At 52.3% G+C, this 23,141-nt stretch carries 16 protein-coding genes; 7 read left to right on the top strand and 9 right to left on the bottom strand.

Annotated features, from left to right (window positions below; all coding sequences use genetic code 11):
• Nucleotides 1-201: 201 nt before the first annotated feature.
• From ACYVH9_RS04425 to ACYVH9_RS04415, 3 genes are all read right to left on the bottom strand, one after another.
• On the bottom strand, nucleotides 202-1,068 hold the full coding sequence (locus tag ACYVH9_RS04425) for a sugar phosphate isomerase/epimerase family protein (protein ID WP_460635085.1): 867 nt from the start codon (nucleotides 1,066-1,068) through the stop codon (nucleotides 202-204).
• Nucleotides 1,069-1,307: 239 nt separating this feature from the next.
• Nucleotides 1,308-2,804 carry a DUF1501 domain-containing protein gene (locus tag ACYVH9_RS04420; RefSeq protein WP_460635084.1) on the bottom strand — a complete coding sequence of 499 codons (1,497 nt, stop codon included), beginning with the start codon at nucleotides 2,802-2,804 and terminating at the stop codon, nucleotides 1,308-1,310.
• Between the two features lie 5 nt (nucleotides 2,805-2,809).
• Nucleotides 2,810-5,554 (bottom strand): DUF1553 domain-containing protein, encoded by a 2,745-nt coding sequence (locus tag ACYVH9_RS04415; RefSeq protein ID WP_460635083.1) that lies wholly within the window; start codon nucleotides 5,552-5,554, stop codon nucleotides 2,810-2,812.
• A 357-nt stretch (nucleotides 5,555-5,911) separates the two neighbouring features.
• On the opposite strand from ACYVH9_RS04415, the gene nagB reads away from it, so the two are divergent.
• The 3 genes from nagB to ACYVH9_RS04400 all read left to right on the top strand — a co-directional run bounded on the left by nagB (nucleotide 5,912) and on the right by ACYVH9_RS04400 (nucleotide 12,389).
• Nucleotides 5,912-7,870 carry a glucosamine-6-phosphate deaminase gene (gene nagB / locus ACYVH9_RS04410; RefSeq protein ID WP_460635082.1) on the top strand — a complete coding sequence of 653 codons (1,959 nt, stop codon included), beginning with the start codon at nucleotides 5,912-5,914 and terminating at the stop codon, nucleotides 7,868-7,870.
• Between the two features lie 418 nt (nucleotides 7,871-8,288).
• Entirely contained in the window at nucleotides 8,289-9,443 is a 1,155-nt protein-coding gene (locus ACYVH9_RS04405; protein WP_460635081.1) for an acyltransferase family protein, read from the top strand.
• 66 nt (nucleotides 9,444-9,509) lie between these two features.
• A complete protein-coding gene (locus ACYVH9_RS04400) occupies nucleotides 9,510-12,389 on the top strand; it encodes a M16 family metallopeptidase (RefSeq protein ID WP_460635080.1) in 2,880 nt (959 codons plus the stop codon).
• 47 nt (nucleotides 12,390-12,436) lie between these two features.
• Here ACYVH9_RS04400 and ACYVH9_RS04395 read toward each other — a convergent pair whose 3' ends face one another.
• Complete coding sequence (locus tag ACYVH9_RS04395) at nucleotides 12,437-12,793, bottom strand: VOC family protein (protein WP_460635079.1); 357 nt, start codon at nucleotides 12,791-12,793, stop codon at nucleotides 12,437-12,439.
• 111 nt (nucleotides 12,794-12,904) lie between these two features.
• Here ACYVH9_RS04395 and ACYVH9_RS04390 point away from each other — a divergent pair, with 111 nt between their 5' ends.
• Nucleotides 12,905-14,044, top strand: a complete 1,140-nt coding sequence (locus tag ACYVH9_RS04390) for an amidohydrolase (RefSeq protein WP_460635078.1) — start codon at nucleotides 12,905-12,907, stop codon at nucleotides 14,042-14,044.
• A gap of 141 nt (nucleotides 14,045-14,185) precedes the next feature.
• On the top strand, nucleotides 14,186-15,064 hold the full coding sequence (locus ACYVH9_RS04385) for a c-type cytochrome (protein WP_460635077.1): 879 nt from the start codon (nucleotides 14,186-14,188) through the stop codon (nucleotides 15,062-15,064).
• On the opposite strand, the gene ACYVH9_RS04380 is transcribed toward ACYVH9_RS04385, so the two are convergent.
• The gene (locus tag ACYVH9_RS04380; protein ID WP_460635076.1) at nucleotides 15,027-15,911 is read right to left on the bottom strand and encodes a sterol desaturase family protein; all 885 of its coding nucleotides are present in this window, start codon (nucleotides 15,909-15,911) and stop codon (nucleotides 15,027-15,029) included. The two genes, ACYVH9_RS04385 and ACYVH9_RS04380, sit on opposite strands and share 38 nt — an antisense overlap.
• Nucleotides 15,912-16,093: 182 nt before the next feature.
• Here ACYVH9_RS04380 and ACYVH9_RS04375 point away from each other — a divergent pair, with 182 nt between their 5' ends.
• The gene (locus ACYVH9_RS04375) at nucleotides 16,094-16,819 is read left to right on the top strand and encodes a glucosamine-6-phosphate deaminase (RefSeq protein ID WP_460635075.1); all 726 of its coding nucleotides are present in this window, start codon (nucleotides 16,094-16,096) and stop codon (nucleotides 16,817-16,819) included.
• Between the two features lie 6 nt (nucleotides 16,820-16,825).
• Here ACYVH9_RS04375 and ACYVH9_RS04370 read toward each other — a convergent pair whose 3' ends face one another.
• The 4 genes from ACYVH9_RS04370 to ACYVH9_RS04355 all read right to left on the bottom strand — a co-directional run bounded on the left by ACYVH9_RS04370 (nucleotide 16,826) and on the right by ACYVH9_RS04355 (nucleotide 21,601).
• Entirely contained in the window at nucleotides 16,826-18,004 is a 1,179-nt protein-coding gene (locus ACYVH9_RS04370) for a peroxiredoxin family protein (protein ID WP_460635074.1), read from the bottom strand.
• Nucleotides 18,005-18,036: 32 nt separating this feature from the next.
• Nucleotides 18,037-19,176, bottom strand: a complete 1,140-nt coding sequence (locus tag ACYVH9_RS04365; RefSeq protein ID WP_460635073.1) for a M56 family metallopeptidase — start codon at nucleotides 19,174-19,176, stop codon at nucleotides 18,037-18,039.
• Between the two features lies 1 nt (nucleotide 19,177).
• Nucleotides 19,178-19,543: a BlaI/MecI/CopY family transcriptional regulator gene (locus tag ACYVH9_RS04360; protein ID WP_460635072.1), complete on the bottom strand. Its 366-nt coding sequence runs from the start codon at nucleotides 19,541-19,543 to the stop codon at nucleotides 19,178-19,180.
• 129 nt (nucleotides 19,544-19,672) lie between these two features.
• On the bottom strand, nucleotides 19,673-21,601 hold the full coding sequence (locus ACYVH9_RS04355) for a hypothetical protein (RefSeq protein WP_460635071.1): 1,929 nt from the start codon (nucleotides 21,599-21,601) through the stop codon (nucleotides 19,673-19,675).
• A gap of 138 nt (nucleotides 21,602-21,739) precedes the next feature.
• Between ACYVH9_RS04355 and ACYVH9_RS04350 the strand changes: the two genes are divergently transcribed.
• Complete coding sequence (locus ACYVH9_RS04350; RefSeq protein WP_460635070.1) at nucleotides 21,740-22,819, top strand: 2Fe-2S iron-sulfur cluster-binding protein; 1,080 nt, start codon at nucleotides 21,740-21,742, stop codon at nucleotides 22,817-22,819.
• Nucleotides 22,820-23,141: the final 322 nt, after the last annotated feature.

Genomic DNA, 23,141 nt, shown 5'->3' with positions numbered 1-23,141 from the left:
CTAACGCAATTTCAACGCTATCGGCAGTAGTAAACTATCAGCCACTGCTTTTGATGCTGCGGATGCGATGCAACACGGCCTACTATCCGAAAGATAGTCAGCCCATTGAATCCACTTACTATCTCTATTAACATAAGCCCGGATCGTTTGATCCGGGCTTTTCAGTTAGTTCGCTCGTTTTCGCTGCATACCTCGAAGCGCTTATCCCCAATTGGCCTTCTGAATATTGTCAATGCTGATTTTGATGCTTTCGAGCGGTGGGCGTTTGCAAATATCCTGTTCCACAAAATAGTGTTTCATGCCAGCCTCCTGGGCTTTATCAAAAATGGCCGCAAAATCAATTGTACCGGTTCCTACTTCCGCAAATTCCTTTTCCGGCGTATTGGCCATATCCTTGACGTGCCAGAGCGGGAACCGCCCTGGGTATTTGGCGAAATAATCCATCGGCTTCTGACCGGTTTTGGCAATCCAGTACAGGTCCATTTCCATTTGCACTTTTGTGTTCGTCAAGATAAGCTCGTACGGCATTTGCCCATCCACCCGCTCGTTGAACTCAAAGTCGTGGTTGTGATACCCTAATATCAGGCCCGCTTTTTTCGCCGTTTCTTCCCCTTTACCCAACAGATCGACCAATTGTTTGTAATCGTCGGGTTTCCGTTCGTCATCAAATAAATACGCAATAACGATGTATTCCTGACCAATTGCGGCCGCGTCATCGACCACCTGCTGCCAGTTCCGGGTAAGGCCATCCATTGCGCCCGCTTGTGTAGAACGAGCGGTTAGTGTATGCCCACTCACGGCCTTCAAGCCGTTATCTTTTAATAGCTTGAGGTATTCTGCCGGTGTTTTTCCGAAAAACTTTCCACCCCCGTACCCAAAATTTTCGACTTCCTTATAACCCAGCTTGGCCACCTCGGCCAGAATAGGCTCAATGCCCTGCTTCTGAATGTCGTCTCGTAAGGTATACAGCTGTAAACCAATCGTTTTGGATTTTTCACAGGCATTGAGGGCCAGTAGCGAAAGCGCACTGAGGCCGAGGGAAGTTCCAAGAAATTTTCTACGATTCATCATATTGTGCATCAATCCGTATGTTTTACGCAATGATACGAGATTTTAGGCACGTACTTTCATCGACCGAAAAGGAATAATTTTATTTTTTCAAATTTTAATACAGAATCCAAAAAAGAAGATTTTAAACCGTTCTTGATCAATTCCTTATAACAGCAAAACCTGCCAGGTCTTCGCAACGGAGTCGCCTAGACTTAGCAGGTTTGGAAAATAACGCCTAACGGTTCCAGGGTCCTTTATCAGGCTAAAACCGGTTTGACTACTTTTCCGGCCACATCCGTCAGCCGGAACGGGCGCCCCTGAAACTGGTAGGTAAGTTGGGTATGATCAAAGCCGAGCAGGTGCAGAATCGTAGCCTGAAGGTCGTGAACATGAACTTTATCTTTCGTAGCATAATAGCCAATGTCATCAGTTTCGCCGTAGCTGAAGCCACGTTTCACCCCGCCACCGGCCATCCAAACCGTAAAGGCATCCAGGTGGTGATCACGCCCCATAAACGGCATTGTCTGGCCATCGCGGTTTTCCTGCATGGGAGTTCGGCCAAATTCACCGCCCCAGACCACCAGCGTTTCATCCAGCAAACCACGTTGTTTCAGGTCTTTCAGCAAAGCTGTTACCGCCTGATCCGACTCCGTGCACTTGTCCCGCAATCCGGTTTCAATGGAGCCGTCCTTGCTGGTGCCGTGCGTATCCCAACCCCAGTCGAAAAGCTGCACAAACCGTACTCCGCGCTCCACCAGCCGACGGGCCAACAGGCAATTCCGGGCAAACGAGCCTTTGTTGGGATCAACTCCATACGCATTCAGAATGTATTCGGGCTCGCTTTTGATATCCATCGCGTCGGGCACCGACATTTGCATCTTGAACGCCATCTCGTATTGTGAAATCCGGGTCAGAATTTCCGGGTCTTTCACATCTTCGTACTGCTGGCGGTTAATGTCGTTGATGGCGTCGATGGTTTGCTTCCGAATGTCGCGGTTCATACCCTGCGGATCGGAAACGTAGAGCACCGGATCACCGTCCGTGCGGCATTGAACGCCCTGGTACACCGTTGGCAGAAAACCGCTGCCCCAGACCGACTTTCCCGCATCCGGTTGTTTCCCGCCCGACGCCAGCACGATAAATCCCGGCAAATTATCATTTTCAGATCCCAAACCGTAGGTCACCCATGAGCCAATACTGGGCCGACCCAGCCGCGCATTGCCGGTATGCATCAGAAGCTGCGCCGGAGCGTGGTTGAACTGGTCGGTGTACATGGATTTGATGAACGTCAGTTCGTCAGCCACGGTTTGCAGGTGCGGCAGGTAATCCGAAATCCAGGCACCCGACTGACCATGCTGCGCAAACTTGCCCTGTGGGCCGAGCATCTTCGGCACCCCCCGGATAAACGCAAACTTTTTCCCTTCCAAAAGCTCCTGCGGACAGTCTTTGCCGTGGTATTTCATCAATTCCGGCTTGTAGTCAAACAGTTCCAGCTGCGAGGGCGAACCGGCCATGTGAATGTATATCACGCGCTTGGCTTTGGGCGAAAACTGCGAAGGACGCGGCATCATCGGTTCGTTCGAAGCCGAAGCGTTCAGAGCCGTCTGCTCCGTTTTTTTATCGAGAAAACCGCAGCTTGTCAGCACCGAACCCAACGCCATCGCACCCAGACCCGTTGAACAGGTGTGCAAAAAGTGCCGGCGGGTTTCGCGTTGCAAAGCCGCTTCCTGAAGTTCTTTAAGTAATTTGTTCATCGGGTTTATTCTTTCGTAATCACTTCATCCAGGTTCAGCATGGTGTTGGCCGTTACGGTCAGCGCGGCCAGTTGGGGCGTGGCTTCGTCGCAGGCCAGCAACTTCTTTGCTTCGTCGGGATGTTGCTGATAATAGGTTTGGGTATGGCGGTATAACCTGGTCAGCACCGCCAGTTTTTTCGGAGCCAGATCACGCAGCATGATGATCCGAAAACCGGACTGAATTTGCTGTTCGGGCGTTTTGCCACGGAGTTTCATGGTTTCGGCCAGCCGCTGGGCTGCTTCGACGTACACCGGATCGTTGAGCGTCACCAAAGCCTGCAAAGGGGTGTTGGTGCGCAAACGCCGAAGCTGGCAAAACTCCCGGCTGGGACTGTCAAAGGTGATCATGGATGGATACGGAGCCGTTCGTTTCCAGTAGGTGTACAACGCCCGGCGGTAGCGGTCTTCGCCCTCGCTTAGCTTCCAGCTTTCTCCGCTGTAGGGCGATTGCCAAATGCCGTCGGGCTGGGGCGGCATCACACTCGGGCCATAGCGTTTATGACTCAGTAGCCCCGTCAACGCCAGCGCCTGATCACGGACTTGTTCGGCTGCCAGCCGTACGCGCGGCCCACGGGCCAGTAATTTGTTAAACGGATCTTCGGCCAGCAACTCGGGCGACACTTCCGACCGCTGCCGGTAGGTAGCCGACAACACCATTCGTTTCAGTAATTTCTTGACACTCCATTGATCCGTTTCCATAAACTCGGCCGAGAGCCAGTCGAGTAGCTCGCGGTGCGTCGGCGGAATGCCCTGCGTTCCTACGTCCTCAACGGTTTCAACAATGCCCGTACCGAAAAGTTGCTCCCAAAACCGATTCACGGCCACCCGGGCCGTCAACGGATGCTCCCGACTTACCATCCAGCGGGCCAGCCCCAGGCGGTTTTTGGGTAGGTCGCCCGCCATCGGCGGTAACGACTTTGGTACATCCGGCTTTACTTCTTTGCCTTTCACCAGCCAGTTGCCCCGCTCAAAAACATGCGTTTTTCGGGCCAGATCACCGGTGCCTTCAAACATGATGGGTGTTGATTCGGGTCGGGTGTTCAGGATGCTCGCCAATTTCAAATCCATTTCGCCCAGTTCATGAGCGGGCTGACCGGGCAAAGCCGTCTGAAACGATACCCATTTAATCTGTACCCAGTCTTTGGGCGTCTCGGGATTCTTCAGCGTCCAGTACAGATCGTGGCGCCCGGACACCGGCGGCAAGGCAAAAATCATGGTGGTGTCGCGGCTGGCCGGTACCGGACTCGTCATCAAAACCGGCCCGGTTGGGCTATCCTGGTGCAGCGTAATCACAGCATTTTTGCCCTTGGTACCCCACTGCATGATCAACCGGTTTTTAGCAGTCAGGTCAACATTTTTGATCCGCCCGGAGCCCGCATCAAGCATCCCAAAAAACCTGGCATCCAGGAGCGATGCATTGACGTATTCGTCAAAATCGTGCGAATTGATTTTAGGTTCCGTAATCCGGACAAACTGCATGACCTGCTGAACCTGCCGGGGCTGTTTCAAATGCTGCTTCAACCAGCTGTTGAGCTCAACCACTTTCAGCGAATCTTCTTTTTTATAAAACCGTAGCGTCGGCGTTTCGGTCGTCACGTCTTCGTCGCGGGTGTTGTTGAAGAAGGCCAGGTACTTGTAATATTCGTCGTTGACAAACGGATCGTACGGGTGGCTATGGCACTGCACGCACGAAAACGTGGTTCCCTGCCACACATCCCAGGTGGTATTGACCCGGTCGATTACGGCAGCCACGCGGAATTCCTCATCCTGCGTACCGCCCTCGTCGTTGGTCATCGTATTGCGGTGAAAACCCGTGGCAATCAACTGGTCATCCGTCGGATTGGGCAGCAGGTCCCCCGCCAGCTGTTCTACGGTAAACTGGTCGAACGGTTTATCCTGGTTGAAGGCCTTAATCAGCCAGTCACGATACCGCCAGATGCTGCGGCCCGGATCACGTTCGTAACCTTTGGTATCGGCGTAGCGGGCCAGATCGAGCCACATGCCCGTCCATCGTTCGCCATAAGCCGGTGAAGCCAGCAACCGATCCACCACCTTTTCGTAAGCGTTCGGCGACGAATCGGCCACGAAATCCGTGAGCTCCTTTTCCGTGGGTGGTAAGCCTGTCAAATCGAGCGATACCCGGCGCAACAACGTAGCTTTATCGGCTTCGGGCGACGGTTTCAGGTTTTCGGCTTTGAGCTTATCAATGACAAAATGATCAATTTCATTATTGGCCCATTGCAGTTCCTCGTCGTCGATCAGTCCCAACCGGGACAAGAACGTACCGATTTTGGGTACAGCCGGTTTTGCAATCGATTCATACGCCCAGTGATCGCCCCATTGGGCACCCTGATCGATCCATTTGCGCAACAACTCAATTTCTTCCGGTTTTAGCGGGGGGGCATCCAGCGGCATTCGTTCGTCCGGGTCGGTGAGCGACAACCGGCGAATAAACTCACTGCCTTCAGCATCGCCCGGAACGATGGCCGGTTTTCCGGATTTGGCCGGAGCCAGGGCTTCGTGTTTGAAGAGGAGACTAAAATCCGATGCTTTTTTTACCCCGCCGTGGCAGGCAATGCAGTTTTTGTTCAGCAGCGGTTTAATTTGGGTATTAAAATCCACCCTATCCTCGAAAATACCGAGGAACGACGAGAGAGTCAGCGCAATAACTACGACCAACCCACCAGCCATCAGGAGTTGAGGTTTCATATCAAGGGTTTAGTTTCGGGCAACCAACTCTTTATAAAGAGTCGAAAACACTAATGTACTGTATAGCAATACAAAATTTATAAAAAATCCGCACTTTTCCTTGTCAAAGTCCCAAATAAATCCCGTGTGCACACTCAAGCTCCGGCCGTTTCACAGCGGATAAGCCTCCAAACCCATCAGGGTTGCCCACACCAGTAGTAACAATTGGAAGAAAAACAGTAACAAGAATAGAAGCGATTCTTTAATTTGGGACAAGTCCGTAATTTTTAAAAAAATTTAAAATATTTTTATTGGTGTTACGGATCAATATACCGAATTTTGCCGCTCCGCTCGAACTACAATATACCATCATTCGCTATGATTTCTGAACCTTCCGTTATCGAAAACGCGTCGGGTCGCCAGCCGGGGGAACCGGTACAGTCGGCTATCACTTACGAAAAGATCCCGACTCATATTTACGCAGATGCCAAAGATGCGTCCCGTGCCGTTGCTCGTGAAATTGCCGACCTGATTCGTGACAAACAGCAAAAAGATCAATTGTGCGTCCTGGGTCTGGCTACGGGTTCTTCGCCCAAAACCGTCTACGCCGAATTGATTCGCCAGCACCGTCAGGAAGGACTCAGTTTCCGCAACGTGGTATCCTTCAACCTGGACGAATACTACCCGATGGAACCCGATTCGCTGCAGAGCTACGTCCGGTTCATGAAGGAACAGTTGTTCGACCACGTCGATATCCCGGAAGGCAATTACTTTATCCCCGACGGAACCATTCCCGCTAATAAAGTCGCCGAATTCAGCCGGGCCTACGAAGAAAAAATTCAATCGTACGGTGGGCTGGATTTCCAATTGCTTGGCATCGGTGGCAATGGCCACATCGGATTCAACGAACCCGGTTCGCTGATCAACTCGCACACGCGGCTAATGATGCTCGATCACTCGACGCGGGCGGCAGCCGCCGGCGATTTCGGCAGTTTGGCACAAACGCCCAAAAAGGCAATTACAATGGGGGTAGCGCCGATTTTGAGTGCCAAGCGAATTGTTCTGCTGGCCTGGGGTGAACGCAAAGCACCAGTCATTCGGGCGGCTCTGGAAGGAACCGTTACCGAACAAGTACCGGCTTCGTACCTGCAAACGCACCCCAATGCCCTGTTTGTGATTGACCAGGCGGCCGCGTCAGACCTGACCCGGATGCAAACGCCCTGGTTGGTTGATACGGTTGAATGGGATAAGCCGATGATTAAAAAAGCCGTAACGTACCTGGCACGTACGCTGGGCAAACCCATTCTGAAACTGACCAACAAAGATTACAACGATAACGGGATGAGCGATCTGCTGGCGCAGGTTGGCCAGGCCTATGATCTGAACATCGACGTTTTCAATCAACTTCAACATACCATTACGGGATGGCCGGGCGGCAAACCCAACGCCGATGATACGAACCGCCCCGAACGCGCCCTACCCGCCAGCAAGCGCTGCCTGATTTTCAGCCCCCACCCCGACGACGATATTATCTCGATGGGTGGTACGTTCCAGCGGCTGCATGATCAGGGCCACGAGGTGCACGTGGGCTATCAGACATCCGGCAACATTGCCGTGGCCGATGATGAAGCCCTGCGTTTTGCCGATTTTGTGGTGGATTTCAACGAGAAATTCGGAATTGACAGCCCGGAAGCTACCAAAATTTTCCGGGATGCGGCCGAGTCACTGCGCAAGAAGAAGGGCAGCGAAATGGACACGGAAGAAGTGCGGTACGTAAAGGGGCTGATCCGGAAAGGTGAAGCCAAAGCAACCTGCCGGTTTGTTGGTATTCCTGTCGAAAACGCGCACTTCCTGAATATGCCGTTCTACGAAACCGGCAAGGTGGAAAAGAAACCGCTGGGCGAAGACGATATTCAGGTGGTAATGGATGTGATCAGAGAGGTAAAACCGCATCAGATTTACGCAGCTGGCGACCTGGCCGATCCGCACGGAACCCACAAGGTCTGTCTGGATGCTATCTTCGAAGCCGTTCGCCGGTTGAAGAACGAAGATTTCATGAAAGACTGCTGGGTGTGGCTCTACCGTGGTGCCTGGGCCGAGTGGGATATTCACGAAATTGAAATGGCCGTGCCGATGTCGCCCGACCAGCTGGTGCGGAAACGGCTCGGTATCTTCAAGCACCAGTCGCAGAAAGACGGTGTGGTGTATCAGGGTGCCGACGCGCGCGAATTCTGGCAGCGGGCCGAAGAACGCAACCGCGCCACTGCCGGGCTGTATAACCAACTGGGTCTGGCCGAATACGAAGCGATGGAAGCTTTTGTTCGCTGGCATTTTTAGCCTATCCACGAACTGCCGGATGACCCTGTTTAGTCCGTGTGACCTGTTGCCACTGGGTCCGCCCAATCCTGGTACTTAGTCACATGTAAAGACATGGACTAAACGGTGTCATTCGTGGTTGCGAAATGAAAATAGAATACCGTTGTAACTTGCCCCATCTGCAATAGGTTGGGGCAAGTTTTTTTATCCCCTTTTGTCTCAAAGGTTCATTGCCCGCCGATGCGGTTCACTTTTGGTAAAGTCTATGATTTGATCCTCTATTGTCTTGTGCCAAATTATGTACATTTAGCTGTAGATTTGATCGTTGATTATACCCTCCCAAACCCGCTGAAAGCCGGTTTAATAAATATGGCCGTTCAACTTTTTAACGAACGCACCTACGGACTTTAGGCTTTGATTTACTGATCATTGACCATTTATGGAACAACTTTCGATTACTAAAGAACACGGATTAAAGTCCGTGGGTACGGTTCGACTTCTGTCCCTCGATACCTTTCGGGGCATCACGGTGGCAGCCATGATTCTGGTCAATAATCCGGGCGACTGGGGCCATATTTACGCACCGCTGGGGCACGCTCACTGGCACGGCTGGACACCCACTGATTTGATTTTCCCCTTTTTTCTGTTCATCGTCGGTGTTTCTATTTCGTACGCCCTCAAAAAAGAAGGAAGGCCGGAAGGAAAAACGGGAATGGTAGGAAAGATTATCAAGCGAAGCCTGATCTTGTTTAGCCTGGGCCTGTTTCTGAACCTGTTTCCCAAATTTGACTTTACCACCGTTCGAATTCCGGGGGTGTTGCAACGGATTGCCCTGGTGTACCTGGCTTGCGCGCTGATCTACCTCAAAACCTCTACCCGGACGCAGGGCTGGCTGATTGCCATTCTGCTTGTCGGTTACTGGCTGATGATGACGTTCGTGCCGGTTCCGGGGGTTGGTCCGGCCAATCTGGACCCCGAAACAAACCTTGGCGCGTGGATCGACCGGACACTGCTCGGTGGACACCTTTGGAAAACCTCCAAAATCTGGGATCCGGAAGGGTTGCTCAGTACGCTCCCGGCCATCGCAACGGGCCTCTCGGGCATTCTGACCGGCACCTTATTGAAAAGCAGCCGGTCAGAAGCCGAAAAAACCGTCTGGTTGTTTGTTGTGGGTTGCCTGTCGCTGCTCGGCGCTTACCTCTGGAACGGTTTCTTCCCGATCAACAAATCACTCTGGACCAGCTCATTTGTGCTGCTAACATCCGGTTTGGCGTTGCAGACTCTGGCGTTGTGCTACTGGCTGATCGATGTCCAGGGGTACCGAAAATGGACCAAACCGTTCGTTGCCTTCGGCGTCAATGCCATCACGGTTTTCTTCCTTTCCGGCCTGATTCCGCGCGTACTCAACATGATCCGGATTTCCCAGCCGGACGGGTCCGACGTTGGAGCTAAAGAATGGATGTACCAGACATTTTTTGTGCCCTATTTCGAGAGTCCATACAACGCTTCGCTGGCAGGGGCGCTCACCTTTGTTTTGATCTGGTTTGGCATTTTATACGGGATGTATCAAAAAAAAATCATTATTAAAGTATAAATAATACTACTAATTTCGGGTTAACTACGGTAATCGTGCAACAAACCGTATAACCAACCTGAAACGATGAACAAGATTTTGGCTACCGGCCTCATGCTGGCCTTGCTGGCAACCGGTGCGAGTGCCCAACAACCCGTTAAGAAAGCTCCCAAAAAAACTCCTGCTCCCGCCAAAACCCTCCCGGCCAAAGCCGTAGCGGCCGGTATTCCTGCTGAGCTGAAGCAGGCGATTCCGCTTGATCCCGACATTTTAGTTGGTAAACTTCCCAACGGTTTTACGTATTACATCCGTAAAAACACCGAACCCAAAAACCGGGCAGAGCTGCGGTTGGTCGTCAATGCCGGATCGATCCTGGAAACCGATGACCAGCAGGGACTGGCGCATTTCCTGGAGCACATGGCGTTCAATGGCACGAAGAATTTTCCCAAGAATGAACTGATCAACTTCCTGCAATCGTCCGGGGTGCGGTTTGGGGCTGACCTGAACGCATCCACGGGGTTCGACGAAACAGTTTATCAATTGCCGGTACCGACCGACTCCGCCCGGCTTTTTGAGCGCGCTTTCCAGATTCTGGAAGATTGGGCGCACAACGTGACGATGGCCCCCGAAGAAATCGAAAAAGAACGCGGGGTAGTGCTGGAAGAATCCCGGTCAGGGCGCGGAGCAGGCCAGCGGATGCGCGAAAAGTACTTCCCACTGATTCTGAACAAATCCCGCTACGCCGATCGATTACCAATCGGGAAAGATGAGATCATCAAAACCTTCAAACCGGAGGTGCTGCAACGGTTTTACAAAGACTGGTACCGCCCGGATCTGATGGCGGTTGTAGCCGTTGGTGATTTCGACGTTGCGCAGGTCGAAAGCATGATCAAAGAAAAGTTTGGCCGTATTCCAGCCGTACCGAATCCTAAACCCCGCCTGAAGTATCCGATTCCGCCCCATAAAGATACCAAAGTGGCCATCGTGACCGATCCGGAACAGCCGAATACGATGGTCCAGATTATCTACAAACGCCCCGAAATCAAATCCAAAACCCTGTACGATGTTCGGCAAGCGATCAAACGCCTGCTGTTCAACTCCATGATTGGCAACCGGATCAATGAGCTGACGCAGCAGTCTGACCCGCCGTTTCTGGCCGGATACAGCAATTACGGTAGCTTTCTGAGCGACCAGGATGCGTTCAGCTCCTACGTGATCGCCAAAGACGGCGATGTAACCCGGGCCATAACGGCCATCCTGGACGAGAACGCCCGCGTCGACCGGTTTGGCTTTACGGACACCGAACTGGACCGGGCCAAAAAACAATACCAGAAAACCGTTGATCGAATCTACCGCGAACGCGATAAAACCCGCTCCAGCATTTACGTCAGCGAATGCGTCGAGCATTTCCTGCACGGTGAGATTCCCGTCAATATTACTGTTTACCGCGACTTTCTGAACAAATACCTGCCGGGTATTACCGTGGGCGATGTCAACAACCTGGCCAAGCAGTTTATTACCCCCGAAAACCGGGCCGTTGTGATTATGGCTCCCGAGAAGGATAAAGCCAAACTCCCGACCGAACAGCAGGTGCTGGCCCTCGTTGACAAAACGGGCCAAAACCTCACGGCTTATGTCGACAAAACACTCGACAAACCATTGCTACCAACGCTCCCGGTTGGCAATCCCGTAACGAGCGAAAAGGAAATCCGGGACATCAGCGCCACCGAGTGGACCCTCCGCAACGGGATTAAGGTGATTCTGAAACCGACGGATTTCAAAAACGATCAGATTATCTTTTCGGCCAACAGCCCGGGCGGCACCTCGCTCTACGAGGACAAGGATTTTGAATCGGCGCGCTTTGCCTCTACGCTCACCCAGATGAGTGGCATCGGCGATTACAACCAGATTCAGCTGGGTAAATACCTCACCGGCAAAACCGTAAACGTCGCGCCGTACATTGGAGAAACCACCGAAGGCATCAGTGGCAGCACAACTCCCGACGATCTGGAAACCGCGCTACAACTGGTCTATGCGTATTTCACCGCGCCCCGCAAGGATGTGGATGTCATCAAAGGTTTCCTGTCGAACCAGAAGAGTTTCTTGCAAAACCAACTGGCAACTCCAACGCCCCAGAAGGTCTTTCAGGATACCGTGCAGTCGGTGCTGGGCGCGTATCATTTCCGGCGTTTGCCGCTGACACCTAACCGGTTGGATCAGGTAAACGCTGATCGTGCGTTTGCTATTTACAAAGAACGCTTTGCCGATGCCAGTGATTTTACCTTCTTCTTCGTTGGCAATTTCAAAGAAAAGGACATTAAACCGCTGATTGAAAAATACCTGGGCGGTTTACCGGTTACGAATCGGAAAGAAAACTACCGCGATCTGGGCATTCGGATTCCGGCGGGAAAAATCGAAAAAACGGTTGTCAAGGGCCTCGAACCCCGCATAACGGTTCAGCTGGTTTTTAGTGGTAATTTTGTCTGGAATGCCGAAAACACCACCCAGATTGACGCCCTGGCCGAAGCACTGGAACTAAAGCTGACCGAAACCCTGCGGGAAGAAGAAAGTGGCGTTTATGGCGTCAGTGCCAGCGGAGCGTACGGCAAAATCCCGGCGCAGCGCTATACGTTCCGGATTGGGTTTAACTGCGCGCCCGAAAACGTGGACAAGCTGGTCAACCGAACCCTGGCCGAAATTGAGAAACTCAAGCAAAACGGAGCCGATCCCAAAGACATCGACAAATTTAAAGCCGAAACCCGGCGCGAAACGGAAGTGCAACTGAAGCAGAATAACTTCTGGCTGGCTTATCTGGCCAACCAATATTTCAACAATGACGATCCCGCCGAAATTCTGCACGAAGCTGAATACCTGAAACAGGTAACACCCGAAAGTACCAAACAGGCTGCCAATCAATACTTTGGCAAGAATTTTATCAAGCTGATGCTGGTACCCGAAACCAAGTGATTCAACCCGCCTAGTCCCGTGCCAACTGAGTTCAGTTGGCACTTTTTTTAGCCGACAAATTCAAGCAGCTCAAAGCGGTTGCCAAACGGATCGTGGAAGAAAAACCGCTGCCGTCCGTCGATATCGGAAGAATACGAGATTTCGATCCCACGGCGCTCCAGCCCGGCTTTGGCTTCGGCCAGATTGGCAACTTCAAAGGCAGGATGCCGTTTGGAGTACGGTCCCGGTGCCTCTTCGCGCAGGTGTAGCTCAATGTCGGCGATGGCAAACCACAGCGCCCCGCCGGGGTGCTCACCCGGCACTTCGTTCAGGCCCAGTATGCCCCCGTAAAATGCCCTGGCTTCGTCCCGTTTTCCCTCCGAAATCGGAATCAGAATGTGATCTAAACGCTTAAACTGAATCATTTTTTTATAATCAGGAGAGTGGGCCAACAGCTGAATAACCGTCCGCAATATCACACTTTTTCCCTACCTTTAGCCTCCTGCGAATTATATTTACGAACTCTTTTTCGGTTTATGACGCCTGACAAGTCGACTTCTTTCCTTGCGTTCCGGCACGAACTCCACCGCTTCCCGGAAGTTTCCGGCCAGGAATTCCAGACCCAGCAACGCATCAAAACCTTTGTCAGTGCCTTTGCGCCGGATAGTAGTACGGAAGTGGCCCAAACCGGTCTGTTGCTGCACTACGGAACGGCCGACTCCGGCCCCATTACGTTGATCCGGGCCGACATCGACGCGCTGCCGATTCAGGAAGTCAACGGTTTTTCGCACCGCTCCCAAACACAAGGCGTATCGCACAAATGCGGCCACGACGGACACGCCACGATCCTCGCCCGGCTGGCTTCGCTGCTGGCCGAAAATCCCGTCCGAAAAGGGCGCGTCTATCTGCTTTTCCAGCCCGCTGAAGAAACCGGTCAGGGTGCTCAGGATGTGCTAAATGATTCGGTTTTTGACAGCGTTCGGCCCGACAGGGTCTTTGCGCTGCACAACCTGCCCGGTTTTCCGACAGGAACGGTTGTGTGCAAGCCCGGCCCCTTCACATCCGCGGTTCAAAGCCTGATTGTGACATTTCAGGGTAAAGTGTCGCACTCGGCCGAGCCCGAAAAAGGCATCAACCCGATGTACCTGATGGCCGAATTCATCCAGAAGTCCCGCCCCTTGATCAACCCCGACAGCCGCTCCGACGATTTTGCCCTGATTACCCCCGTGTATACGACGCTGGGCGAAAAATCATACGGAATTTCGGCCGGTTACGGCGAGGTCCACCTGACGCTTCGCACCCGAACAAGCCAGAAAATGGAGCGTTTAACCAGTCAGCTCGTAAACCTGCTCACAATTCTTAGCGTGGGAACGGGAATCGAAATTGAAACCGCCATTACGGAAGTATTCTTTGCCAACCAGAACGATAGCGAAGCGTTCGCGCTGATTAAAAATGCGGCCCTTACCCTGGGATTTGACTTCGTTGAAAAGCAGGAACCTTTTAAATGGGGTGAAGATTTCGGACTGTTTACCCAACACTACAAAGGGGCTATGTTCGGCATCGGCAACGGCGAGAATTCCCCGGCGCTGCACAACGACGATTACGACTTCAACGATGAATTGATCGAACCAGCGGCTCAGCTTTTCTGGCAGCTTCTCGACCGGCACTATCGATAGCTGATACGCTCTGCTTACCGATTAATCAATTGAATTTTAAATAATTGCCGCACAATCAATACTTTGCCTTGATCATGGCAATAAGCTATACCTTTTGCATGAACGCGTTTTCGAATTACTCACTTTCAAACGCCACTGATCATGCTGAAGAAAATCCTGAAATGGGCCGGTATTGTGCTGGGCAGTATCATTCTCCTTCTCATCGTTTTTTACGCCGTGGTTTATTTTCAGACCGAATCACGTGCCAACAAAGTATATGACGTAAAGCTGCAATCGCTCCCCATTCCAACGGATTCGGCTTCGTACACCCTGGGTAAACACATTGCCGGGATTCGGGGCTGTCAGGAATGCCACGGTAACGACCTGAGTGGTCAGGTTTTTGCCGATGAAACGAGTCCGCTGGGCTTGTTGTACACAGCCAACCTAACCCCCGGAAAAGGGGGAATCTCTTATACGGATCAGGACTGGATTCGGGCGTTGCGGCACGGTTTGGGGAAAGATAACAAGTCACTTTGGTTCATGCCGTCACACGAGGTCAGCGCTCCGCTATCCAACCAGGACATGGGTGCGCTGATCTGTTTTCTGAAGAGCCAACCGCCTGTTGACAAAACACACCCGGCCAAAGAACTGAAACCATTGGGACGCCTGTTGACCTTTCTGGGTGAATTCCCAATGTTTCCCGCTGAAGCGATTAACCATGCAGCCATACCCGTTGAGGTGATGACGCCAGCGATTGACCTCGCGTACGGCAAATATTTAGCCGTTACGTGCTCGGGCTGCCACGGAGCAAATTTTAAGGGTGGCCCCGGACACAGCCCGGGCGAACCCCGGATTGCGGACCTAACCCAGACCGGCAACGTTGGAAAATGGACTTCCGACGATTTTGTCGCAACCATACGAACCGGTAAAACGCCCGACGGACGTATTCTCAGCGATTTCATGCCCTGGAAATATCTTTCAAAAACTTACAAGGACGATGAACTCAAGGCGATTTATCTATTTCTGCACGAGCTGAAGTGAGCGGTTGGCGCTCGCCAACCGGCGGACGATACGGCTGGAACGGTATTTTGAGCAGATTACCCACGCGCGAATGTTCGTGCTTTTCCAGGTGGGTGTCTACCCCATAGCGCAAATCTTCGCGCGGCATCCGGATATACGTGCCGAATAAGCGATCCCAGAACGGAAAGATGTTTCCGTAATTGCTGTTGGTTTGTGGCAATACGTAATGGTGGTGAACGTGATGCATGTTGGGCGTCACGAAAAACCAGCCAAGCGGCCGGTCCAGCCAGCGGGGCAGGTGAATATTGGCGTGATTGAACTGTGACAACAGAACCGATAGCGCCTGATACAGCATCACAATGCCAATGGGGGTTCCGGCCATCAAAACCGCCAGTGTTGTGAACACGAACCGAAACACACTTTCGCCCGGATGATGGCGGTTTGCTGTGGTCGTGTCCACGTACGCATCTGTATGATGAATCAGGTGAAATTTCCACAACCACCTGACGTGGTGCTGCAACCAGTGAATAAACCACGCTCCCACCAAGTCCAGCAGCAACAACCCCACAACCACCTGCGCCCAGAGCGGCAGTTGCAGCCACTGCACAACTCCAATTCGGTTCTTAATGACAAAATCGCTGGTTTGCAACAGAAAGAACGCCAGCACAAAGTTGACGATAATTGTGGTCAGCGTAAAAAAAATGTTGATTCCCGCGTGTCCTGCTTTTCGATAATCTGCGTCGGTTTGCCCGAATCGAAACAGAGGAACCGCACTTTCAACCAGCCAGAAAAACGCGATGCCGCCCACCAGAATCAGGCTCCGGTGCAACGATGGAATGGTTTCGAAATACTGAATCAAGCGCTCCATAGGTCATCATCCAACTCACTTTATCCAATCATCTCTTTGAAAATTACCAAATAATTAGAAAAAGGCAAAACTGCTGGTCCAACAAACGCTGACTTATCCCGAAAGGAAATAGAAATAGATTTTCGTTTTTTGCGAAGTTCTCCGCGGCTTCCCCGTATTTTAGGGGCAAACAAACCCGAACCATGAACTTCCAGATTTTTGCCGACTACGAAACGCTTTCCCGTCATACCGCCGAACGCATTGCCGCCCTGCTGAACCGCAAGCCCGACGCGCTGATTTGTGCCGCATCCGGCGATACACCCGTGGGCACCTACCGGGCACTGGTGCAACTGGTGAAAGAAGGCAAAACCGCCGTAGATCGCTGCACGTTCGTGGGGTTGGACGAGTGGGTGGGCCTGGGGCCGGAAAGCGAGGGCAGCTGCTCCAACTACCTCCAGCGCGAACTGTTTGGTCCGCTAAACATTGGTCCGGAGCAATACCGCATGTTCGACGCGAAAGCCGCCGATCTGGAAGCAGAATGCGACCAAATGAACCAGTTTGTGGACGAGCGGGGCGGCTTTGACCTGATTCTGGTGGGCGTCGGGCTGAACGGCCACATTGCGCTGAACGAACCCGGAACACCATTTAACCTGAAAGCCCACGTTTCCGAACTCGCCGAAACCACCATTACCGTCGGTCAGAAGTATTTTTCATCGCCAACACCCCTGACGCTGGGCCTGACCACTGGTCTGCAACAACTGATGGACGCCCGCGAAGCCATCCTGATTGCCAGTGGTAGCAAAAAAGCGCCAGTGATTAAAACCGCCCTGGAAGGTCCTGTCACGGAAGATTTTCCGGCCAGCATTATGCAAACCCACCCGAACGGTTTTGTATGGGTTGACCGGGCAGCCGCCGGAGACTTGGCGTAATGGGGCCTACCGCATCGCAGCTTCAATCAGGCCAGCAACTTTATCCGGCTCGTACCCACCCGAGTAAATAATCTGGCCGGTTTTATCGATCAGTACCACTACCGGAAACTGCCCGACACCGTACTTTTTGGCAACCTCCTGACCGTCATACAACAGCGGATAGGTGGGTTGGATTTTCTGTTTAAAAACCGCCACCGTTTCTTTTGAATCGTACGGGTTAATGGCCAGCAACCTGAAATCCTGCGGATTCAATCGCTCGAACAAGGCATTCAGCTTCGGTACGGAGGCCACGCAGTAGGCACAGTTCCGAATCCAGAACTCCAGCAACACAACCTTGCCTTTCAACTGGTTAAGGCTAACGGCCTCGTCGGCACCCAAAACCGGAAGCGTCCAGTCCGGCGCGGGTTGCCCCACCGAAATGAGTTGTTGCTGATCGGCTTCCGGTTTGGTGAGTTGATAGTCGTTCTGGTAGCTGGAATAATACCAGGAAGAATCAGCAGGTGCAGCCGTCGCATCCAGGTACTGAAAGCTGGTTTTGGTAAAATCCTGGTCGCGATTATTGGATTGAATGACTTCAACGGGCAAAAACGTTTTCGGATCGATCATTAACCGATACTGAATCATTCGGTCTTGCGTAAGCGGGCGATAATCGCCCAGATAGCCGAGCGTTTTTTGTTGTAAGCCAAACGTCACGGCGTAAAAATGGTGCGCTTGGATAACCGTGTCTTTTACGGTTTTCGGAATCGTTTGGTCTGAAATAATGGCAGGAAGGGCCAGCCTGAGCGTTGCCGGCGAATTATAGAAGAACGAAAGCGATTCAAAGTCCGCGCGCCGGGGTTGAGGGTTCACCCGCAGCGTTCGGTTTCGCTTATTGCCTTCAAACTTTTCCGTTCCGTTATACACGGAAATCATGTCCGAATCACTGAATTGATACCTAAAGCCGAGCACCGAACGGGACGCGGTAAAGTCCAGATAACAAGCTCCATCCAGCTTGTGGTGAATATCTTCTGAAAAATAGTGAAGTTCGCGATGATACTGATAGTGAAGCACCTCCCGGGAAGTGAGCCCCCGTGCGACCCGATTCAGGACGCGCTCGGGCGTCATGGTTTGGGAAAATCCGGGCGTTCCGGTTCCGTTCGCAACGGCCAAAGCGATGCCAAGTACACGGCAAATGTACGTTTTCATAAAGATTCAGGATTGATTGTTGGGCGCCTGCGTTATTTTTTGTGACGCTTTTGGCGCATAAATTCGGGAGAGGCTAAGGCCAGGACTTTTAGTTCTTCAATCTGATCGCCGTTCAGTTTGACGTAAAGGTCCATGCCCCGACCGGCACGGTTTTCCGTAATCAGAATTATTTCCCGAAGCGGTTTGCCCTTTACCTCCTCGTTGAGCTGGATTTGCCGGATACGATGTGCTGTTCCAGCAATCGTATCCAGACTCGCCGGATGAGTCATTGCCAGCGGCAAACGAGCAGAAAATGGTGCGACTTCTTCCGGAAGATGAATCGGTTGTCCTTCCAGCTTGGGCAGGATCAAAACGGCCAGCATCACCGGTAAAAGACTGTACACCAACCTATAAGTACCTGACGATGGTTTTTGATTCATCATCCCGATTCGTTTTTTGAGCATAAAAGCCGTAAAGCTGGTCCCCAACGGAACATTCGCAGCCCCAATCCGCAGCAGCAGGTACTGGTACACTTTAACATCCATTCCACGCCGGACCATTTGCTGATCCACCCCAAACTCCAGGTTTTCCCTGATGGCGCATTTGAAAAACCAGCTGACCGGATTAAACCAGAAAAAAACCGTCAGCAACTCCGCCAGCAGAATGTCCAGCGAATGTCCTTCCGTAACGTGGATTTGTTCATGCTGCAGAATTGGCCCCAACTCCCCGGCGGAATACCGGGACGGATTCAGGTAGATCGTCCGCCCGAACGAAAACGGATTGAATGCTTCACCGACGGCCCGAAAACGAAAACCATCGTGCGTTGCCGAAACGGTTTTCTGGTGCATCAGGAACAGAGACACCAGGCGGATCATCAACCGGCCCGCCATCAGCCCAGCGCCCGCCCAGAATAAGATCAGGGGCAGATTTCGGTCAAATTCGGCGGTAACCGGTACCTGCCAGCGTATGCTTTCGTGAACGACCTGTTGAATCGGATTCATAAATGGTGCCTGCAAATGCACCCATTCGGTGAAATCAAGTAATGGATAAATTACCGCGAACACCAGACCAAACAGCAGAAAAAACCGGTTCAGGGTATAAAACGTAAACCGCCGAAACACGCTATAATAACCCAGAAAGAACAGGACCAAAGCGGCATTGGCCTGAAGAAGATACGACGGAAATGGTGGCATATCAGTCGGGTTTTCGTTGCTCAATCATGTCAATGATTTCCTTTAATTCGTCGGTACTGATCTGCTTTTCCTGGGCAAAAAAAGCAACCAATTCCTTGAAGGAATTTTTGAAATAATCGCTTACAAAACCGCTCATAAACCGCTTTTTGTACTCTTCTTCGCTCACAAGGGGTTCGTAGCGGTAGGTATTTCCCCACTTTTCACTTTTCAGAAATTCCTTCCGTTCCAGATTCCGGATGGTCGACGCCAGCGTGGTATACGGCGGACGCGGTTCCGGCAACTGTTCCAGAAAATCCTTCACCGAACCCACCCGCGTTTTCCAGACGGCCAGCATAGCTTCCTCCTCCTGTGTGGTTAACTTCTCCATATTTACGACATTTTCGTAAATCTACGAATTTTTCGTAATTATAAAAATCTGTTGCCTGCTTTTAACACAAAAGGCCGTCAGATTGACTAATCCAATCTGACGGCCTTTCAGGAAGTATGGAAGCGGACGCTAATTCTGCTCCACAGTCACCAGCGCTTTCCCCATCGGAATACCCGCCCCGCAGGAACTGCTCAAGGACGTAACCGTATATTCAGTCGAAGCGGTTGGAGCCACGGTCAACACGTAAGGATTGAGGAATGTGCCATTAACCTTAGTGCCGTCCGACATCACAAACGACCAGGGCGGCAAACCGTTCTTGAAGGCTACGCGTACCTTGGACGTTTGACCGGGCCGGATGGTTCCTTCGCCCGCTACCACCGCCTGGCTCACATTGGGTGCCAGCACCTTGATGGTTGTTTCGGAACCGGCCACCGCCGGGCTGGTCGATGTTACCCGCAGCCGCACCGTATTGAGCGTATCTTTCAGGTAAGCCGGACTGATCATGGCTTTCAGAACACCATCTTTGTAGGTTGTGGCTAAACTGATAAACCGCCCGCTCGTATCAGCTACCTGCACAATGTATTTATTGTTGGCGTAAAACCGTCCGCCAGTTGTGAACGGCACCGTCACTTCTGCACCGTGGCAGATGGTGCGGGCCGACAGATTGCCCGTCGTAATGGTCGACGGCGGAATGTTGACTTTCACAAATGCCCGACCACTGTACTCGCCCACACCGCAGGCCCCCCCCGCCGACGTGATGGCGTACGGCGTTGGGTTGTTCGGCGTCACCCGGATCGTGTGTGGACTTTTGACAATGTTGTTTTCGTAAGTTCCGTCCGAGAGGAGCACGAACCACGGTCCACCGCCCCCGAAATCGACCAGCAGTTCGGCGGTTTTCCCTTCGTCGATGCGCACGGTATCGCTGCGTAACACCGCCACGGCCTGAGCAGCAACGGCCAGATTTTCCTCTTTACTGCTAATGGAGGGCAGTGTGGCCATGACCCGGATTTTGTAGCTTCCCTTGGGCGAAATACCGTACGGCAAACGCGCCACCAGCGGGCTGGCGGTTCCGGAATTGGAGATCGTGGTCCAGTTTCCGGTCGAATCGGACAACTGCGCTACAAAACCGTTACCGGCCTGGTATTTGCCCGTTGCCGTGAAAGCTACCTGGAACGGGGTGCCGGTACAAATCCGGTAACCGCCATTGGGGGCTTTCAGGGCGATCTCCGGATTCGGATTTTCGTTAACGTTGACAATGATTTCGCCGGAAACCGTTCCGCTCCCACAGGGACCACTGACATTTACTACTTTATAAGTCGTTGGTTTGTCAGGCATTACTGTTATTTCATAAGGCGTCGTCATCGTGTTCTGCACTTTCGTGCCGTCCGACAGCAGGAACGACCATGGACCGTGTCCGCTCAGCGCAATGCGGAAGGTGGCCGGCTGACCCGGCATAACCGTTACGGCATTGCTCCCATCGGGCAGTTCGATCCGGGCGGTGGGCGGTGGCAGCACCCGCAGGTTCTGCATCGTTCCGTTCACGACCGGATTCGTGGAAGCTACCCGCAAACTATAACGGCTTCCGGCTGCGGTATTGACAGGAATAACGCCCATCAGCGTACCATTACCGAATGGGCCGGCTTTGGCGGGTTCGCTCAGGTTGGTGACTTTTCCAGCCGCATCGACCAGTTGCAGCACAAACTGATTATCCGGCGAAAACCGTCCGCCCGACGATGAATACGGCACCGAAACGGGCGATCCGGCACAAACCGCCAACCCGTTCAGCTCGCCCGTCAGCACCTCCGGCAACGCCACTTTATGGCTATCGGCCAGGGCACGCAAGGCCGCCGAGTCGATTTGCATGGTGGTATCCCGCTGAAAGATGGCTTTGTAAACACTATCTTTCAGGTATTTTTCAAACAAAGTATCCTTCCGGACTTCAATCAGCGTATCTGCCTGTGTTGTAAGCCGCTGTATGCGCAGCCCACTTCCCGACGTTCCCATCGAAATCACACCAACCAGACCCAACATGATACTCAATAACGTAAACTTATTCATGCAACTTCGGTTTCAACGTCAAAAGTAATGCTCATTCCCGCCAAGTTAACGAACTTTGCGCTAACTGTTAGCGCTGGCAAAGTTTGCTAAGCTATAACGGAAAGTTAGCAGACGGTAGTACAAAGTTAATAAGCGCGCATGAACGAGGAATTGATTCAGCTCCAGGTATCCGAAATAATTCCGGAAACGCACAATACGAAGACTCTTATTTTGCAGCCCACCAACAACCGAACGGTTCCGTATCACGCGGGGCAGTTTCTAACGCTTTTGTTTCATCACCTCGGTCACGAAGTGCGCCGGTCGTACTCACTGAGTTCGGCACCGGGCGACACGTTGTCCGGTAATCCAGCGGAGCCGTTAAGACTGACCATCAAACGGGTTGAAAACGGAGAGATTTCGCGTTACCTGCTCGATCATTTGCAGGTGGGCGACACGCTCACCAGTCTTCCTCCCGCCGGGCGGTTTACGCTGGAAACTAACCCGGATTCGCAACGCGATCTTGTGTTAATCGGTGCCGGAAGCGGGATTTCGCCCTTATACGGAATTCTAAAGCAGACCCTGCGCGACGAGCCCCGAAGCCACGTCACGCTGCTTTACTGCAATACGAACGAGGAAAATATTATTTTTTACCAGCAACTCGAAGCGCTGCGGCAGCAGCACCCGGAGCGGTTTCAACTGATTCATTTGCTTAGCCAGCCGTCGGACAATTGGCAGAGCAAAGGCAACATTCGGCGGGGTCGTCTGAACAACTGGCTACTGGAAACGATGCTGCCGGAACTGATAAGGTTTAAGCAAGCCGATGCCCTTTGGTACGTGTGTGGCCCGTTTGCCTTCATGCGCATGGTCCAGTTTACGCTCGTGTTTACCGGCATCCGGCTCGAGGCCATTAAAAAGGAAAATTTCGTTATCGAACCCGTTACCCGCACGCCACCGCCCGAGCTGGCCAAAGATCACCAGATTTTGCTTCGGTTTCGCGGTACGGAATACGACATTGATGTTCCGGCGTACAAGTCCATCTTGCAAGCGGCTCTGGATCACGGGGTCCAATTGCCGTATAGCTGCAAAGGTGGTCGGTGTTCGAGTTGCGCCGGTCGGGTGAAAGCGGGCGATGTGCACATGACGATCAACGATGTACTGACGGACCGCGACCTGCAAAACGGCTGGGTCCTGACCTGCACAGGCTATCCGGCTTCCGAAGGGTTGATCTTGGATGTATAAGCTAAGCCGAACCCCTGCCAATCAACGCAAAGTATTTACCATAAACCGGCAGTCGACGGACGGTTGCCTATTGATATGCTGTCATCGATTGCCCGAAAGAGCTTAAGCCTGGTATCAATCTATTAAAGATTGATATTCAAACCCTTGTCGATCGGCGGAATTTTCCCTCCTATTGAAGAGAGACGACAATAGCGCCAATTCAAAACGCAAAAAGTACCTTTGTTTCCTCAGGATGCCTACTTTTCCGTAATAAATCCATGGCTTCTAACCGTACGTGTAGGGAATTGAAATGAAGCCTGGTGAGAAGGCCTGCTGCGTCGGC

Source organism: Larkinella harenae (assembly GCF_054780515.1).
This window is presented reverse-complemented; position numbering and strand designations above follow the sequence as displayed.

What these genes read in the sequence shown, in the direction of transcription:
- ACYVH9_RS04425 (WP_460635085.1), bottom strand. Translation starts at nt 1,068, where the DNA reads ATGAATCGTAGAAAATTTCTTGGAACTTCCCTCGGCCTCAGTGCGCTT.
- ACYVH9_RS04420 (WP_460635084.1), bottom strand. Translation starts at nt 2,804, where the DNA reads ATGAACAAATTACTTAAAGAACTTCAGGAAGCGGCTTTGCAACGCGAA.
- ACYVH9_RS04415 (WP_460635083.1), bottom strand. Translation starts at nt 5,554, where the DNA reads ATGAAACCTCAACTCCTGATGGCTGGTGGGTTGGTCGTAGTTATTGCG.
- nagB (WP_460635082.1), top strand. Translation starts at nt 5,912, where the DNA reads ATGATTTCTGAACCTTCCGTTATCGAAAACGCGTCGGGTCGCCAGCCG.
- ACYVH9_RS04405 (WP_460635081.1), top strand. Translation starts at nt 8,289, where the DNA reads ATGGAACAACTTTCGATTACTAAAGAACACGGATTAAAGTCCGTGGGT.
- ACYVH9_RS04400 (WP_460635080.1), top strand. Translation starts at nt 9,510, where the DNA reads ATGAACAAGATTTTGGCTACCGGCCTCATGCTGGCCTTGCTGGCAACC.
- ACYVH9_RS04395 (WP_460635079.1), bottom strand. Translation starts at nt 12,793, where the DNA reads ATGATTCAGTTTAAGCGTTTAGATCACATTCTGATTCCGATTTCGGAG.
- ACYVH9_RS04390 (WP_460635078.1), top strand. Translation starts at nt 12,905, where the DNA reads ATGACGCCTGACAAGTCGACTTCTTTCCTTGCGTTCCGGCACGAACTC.
- ACYVH9_RS04385 (WP_460635077.1), top strand. Translation starts at nt 14,186, where the DNA reads ATGCTGAAGAAAATCCTGAAATGGGCCGGTATTGTGCTGGGCAGTATC.
- ACYVH9_RS04380 (WP_460635076.1), bottom strand. Translation starts at nt 15,911, where the DNA reads ATGGAGCGCTTGATTCAGTATTTCGAAACCATTCCATCGTTGCACCGG.
- ACYVH9_RS04375 (WP_460635075.1), top strand. Translation starts at nt 16,094, where the DNA reads ATGAACTTCCAGATTTTTGCCGACTACGAAACGCTTTCCCGTCATACC.
- ACYVH9_RS04370 (WP_460635074.1), bottom strand. Translation starts at nt 18,004, where the DNA reads ATGAAAACGTACATTTGCCGTGTACTTGGCATCGCTTTGGCCGTTGCG.
- ACYVH9_RS04365 (WP_460635073.1), bottom strand. Translation starts at nt 19,176, where the DNA reads ATGCCACCATTTCCGTCGTATCTTCTTCAGGCCAATGCCGCTTTGGTC.
- ACYVH9_RS04360 (WP_460635072.1), bottom strand. Translation starts at nt 19,543, where the DNA reads ATGGAGAAGTTAACCACACAGGAGGAGGAAGCTATGCTGGCCGTCTGG.
- ACYVH9_RS04355 (WP_460635071.1), bottom strand. Translation starts at nt 21,601, where the DNA reads ATGAATAAGTTTACGTTATTGAGTATCATGTTGGGTCTGGTTGGTGTG.
- ACYVH9_RS04350 (WP_460635070.1), top strand. Translation starts at nt 21,740, where the DNA reads ATGAACGAGGAATTGATTCAGCTCCAGGTATCCGAAATAATTCCGGAA.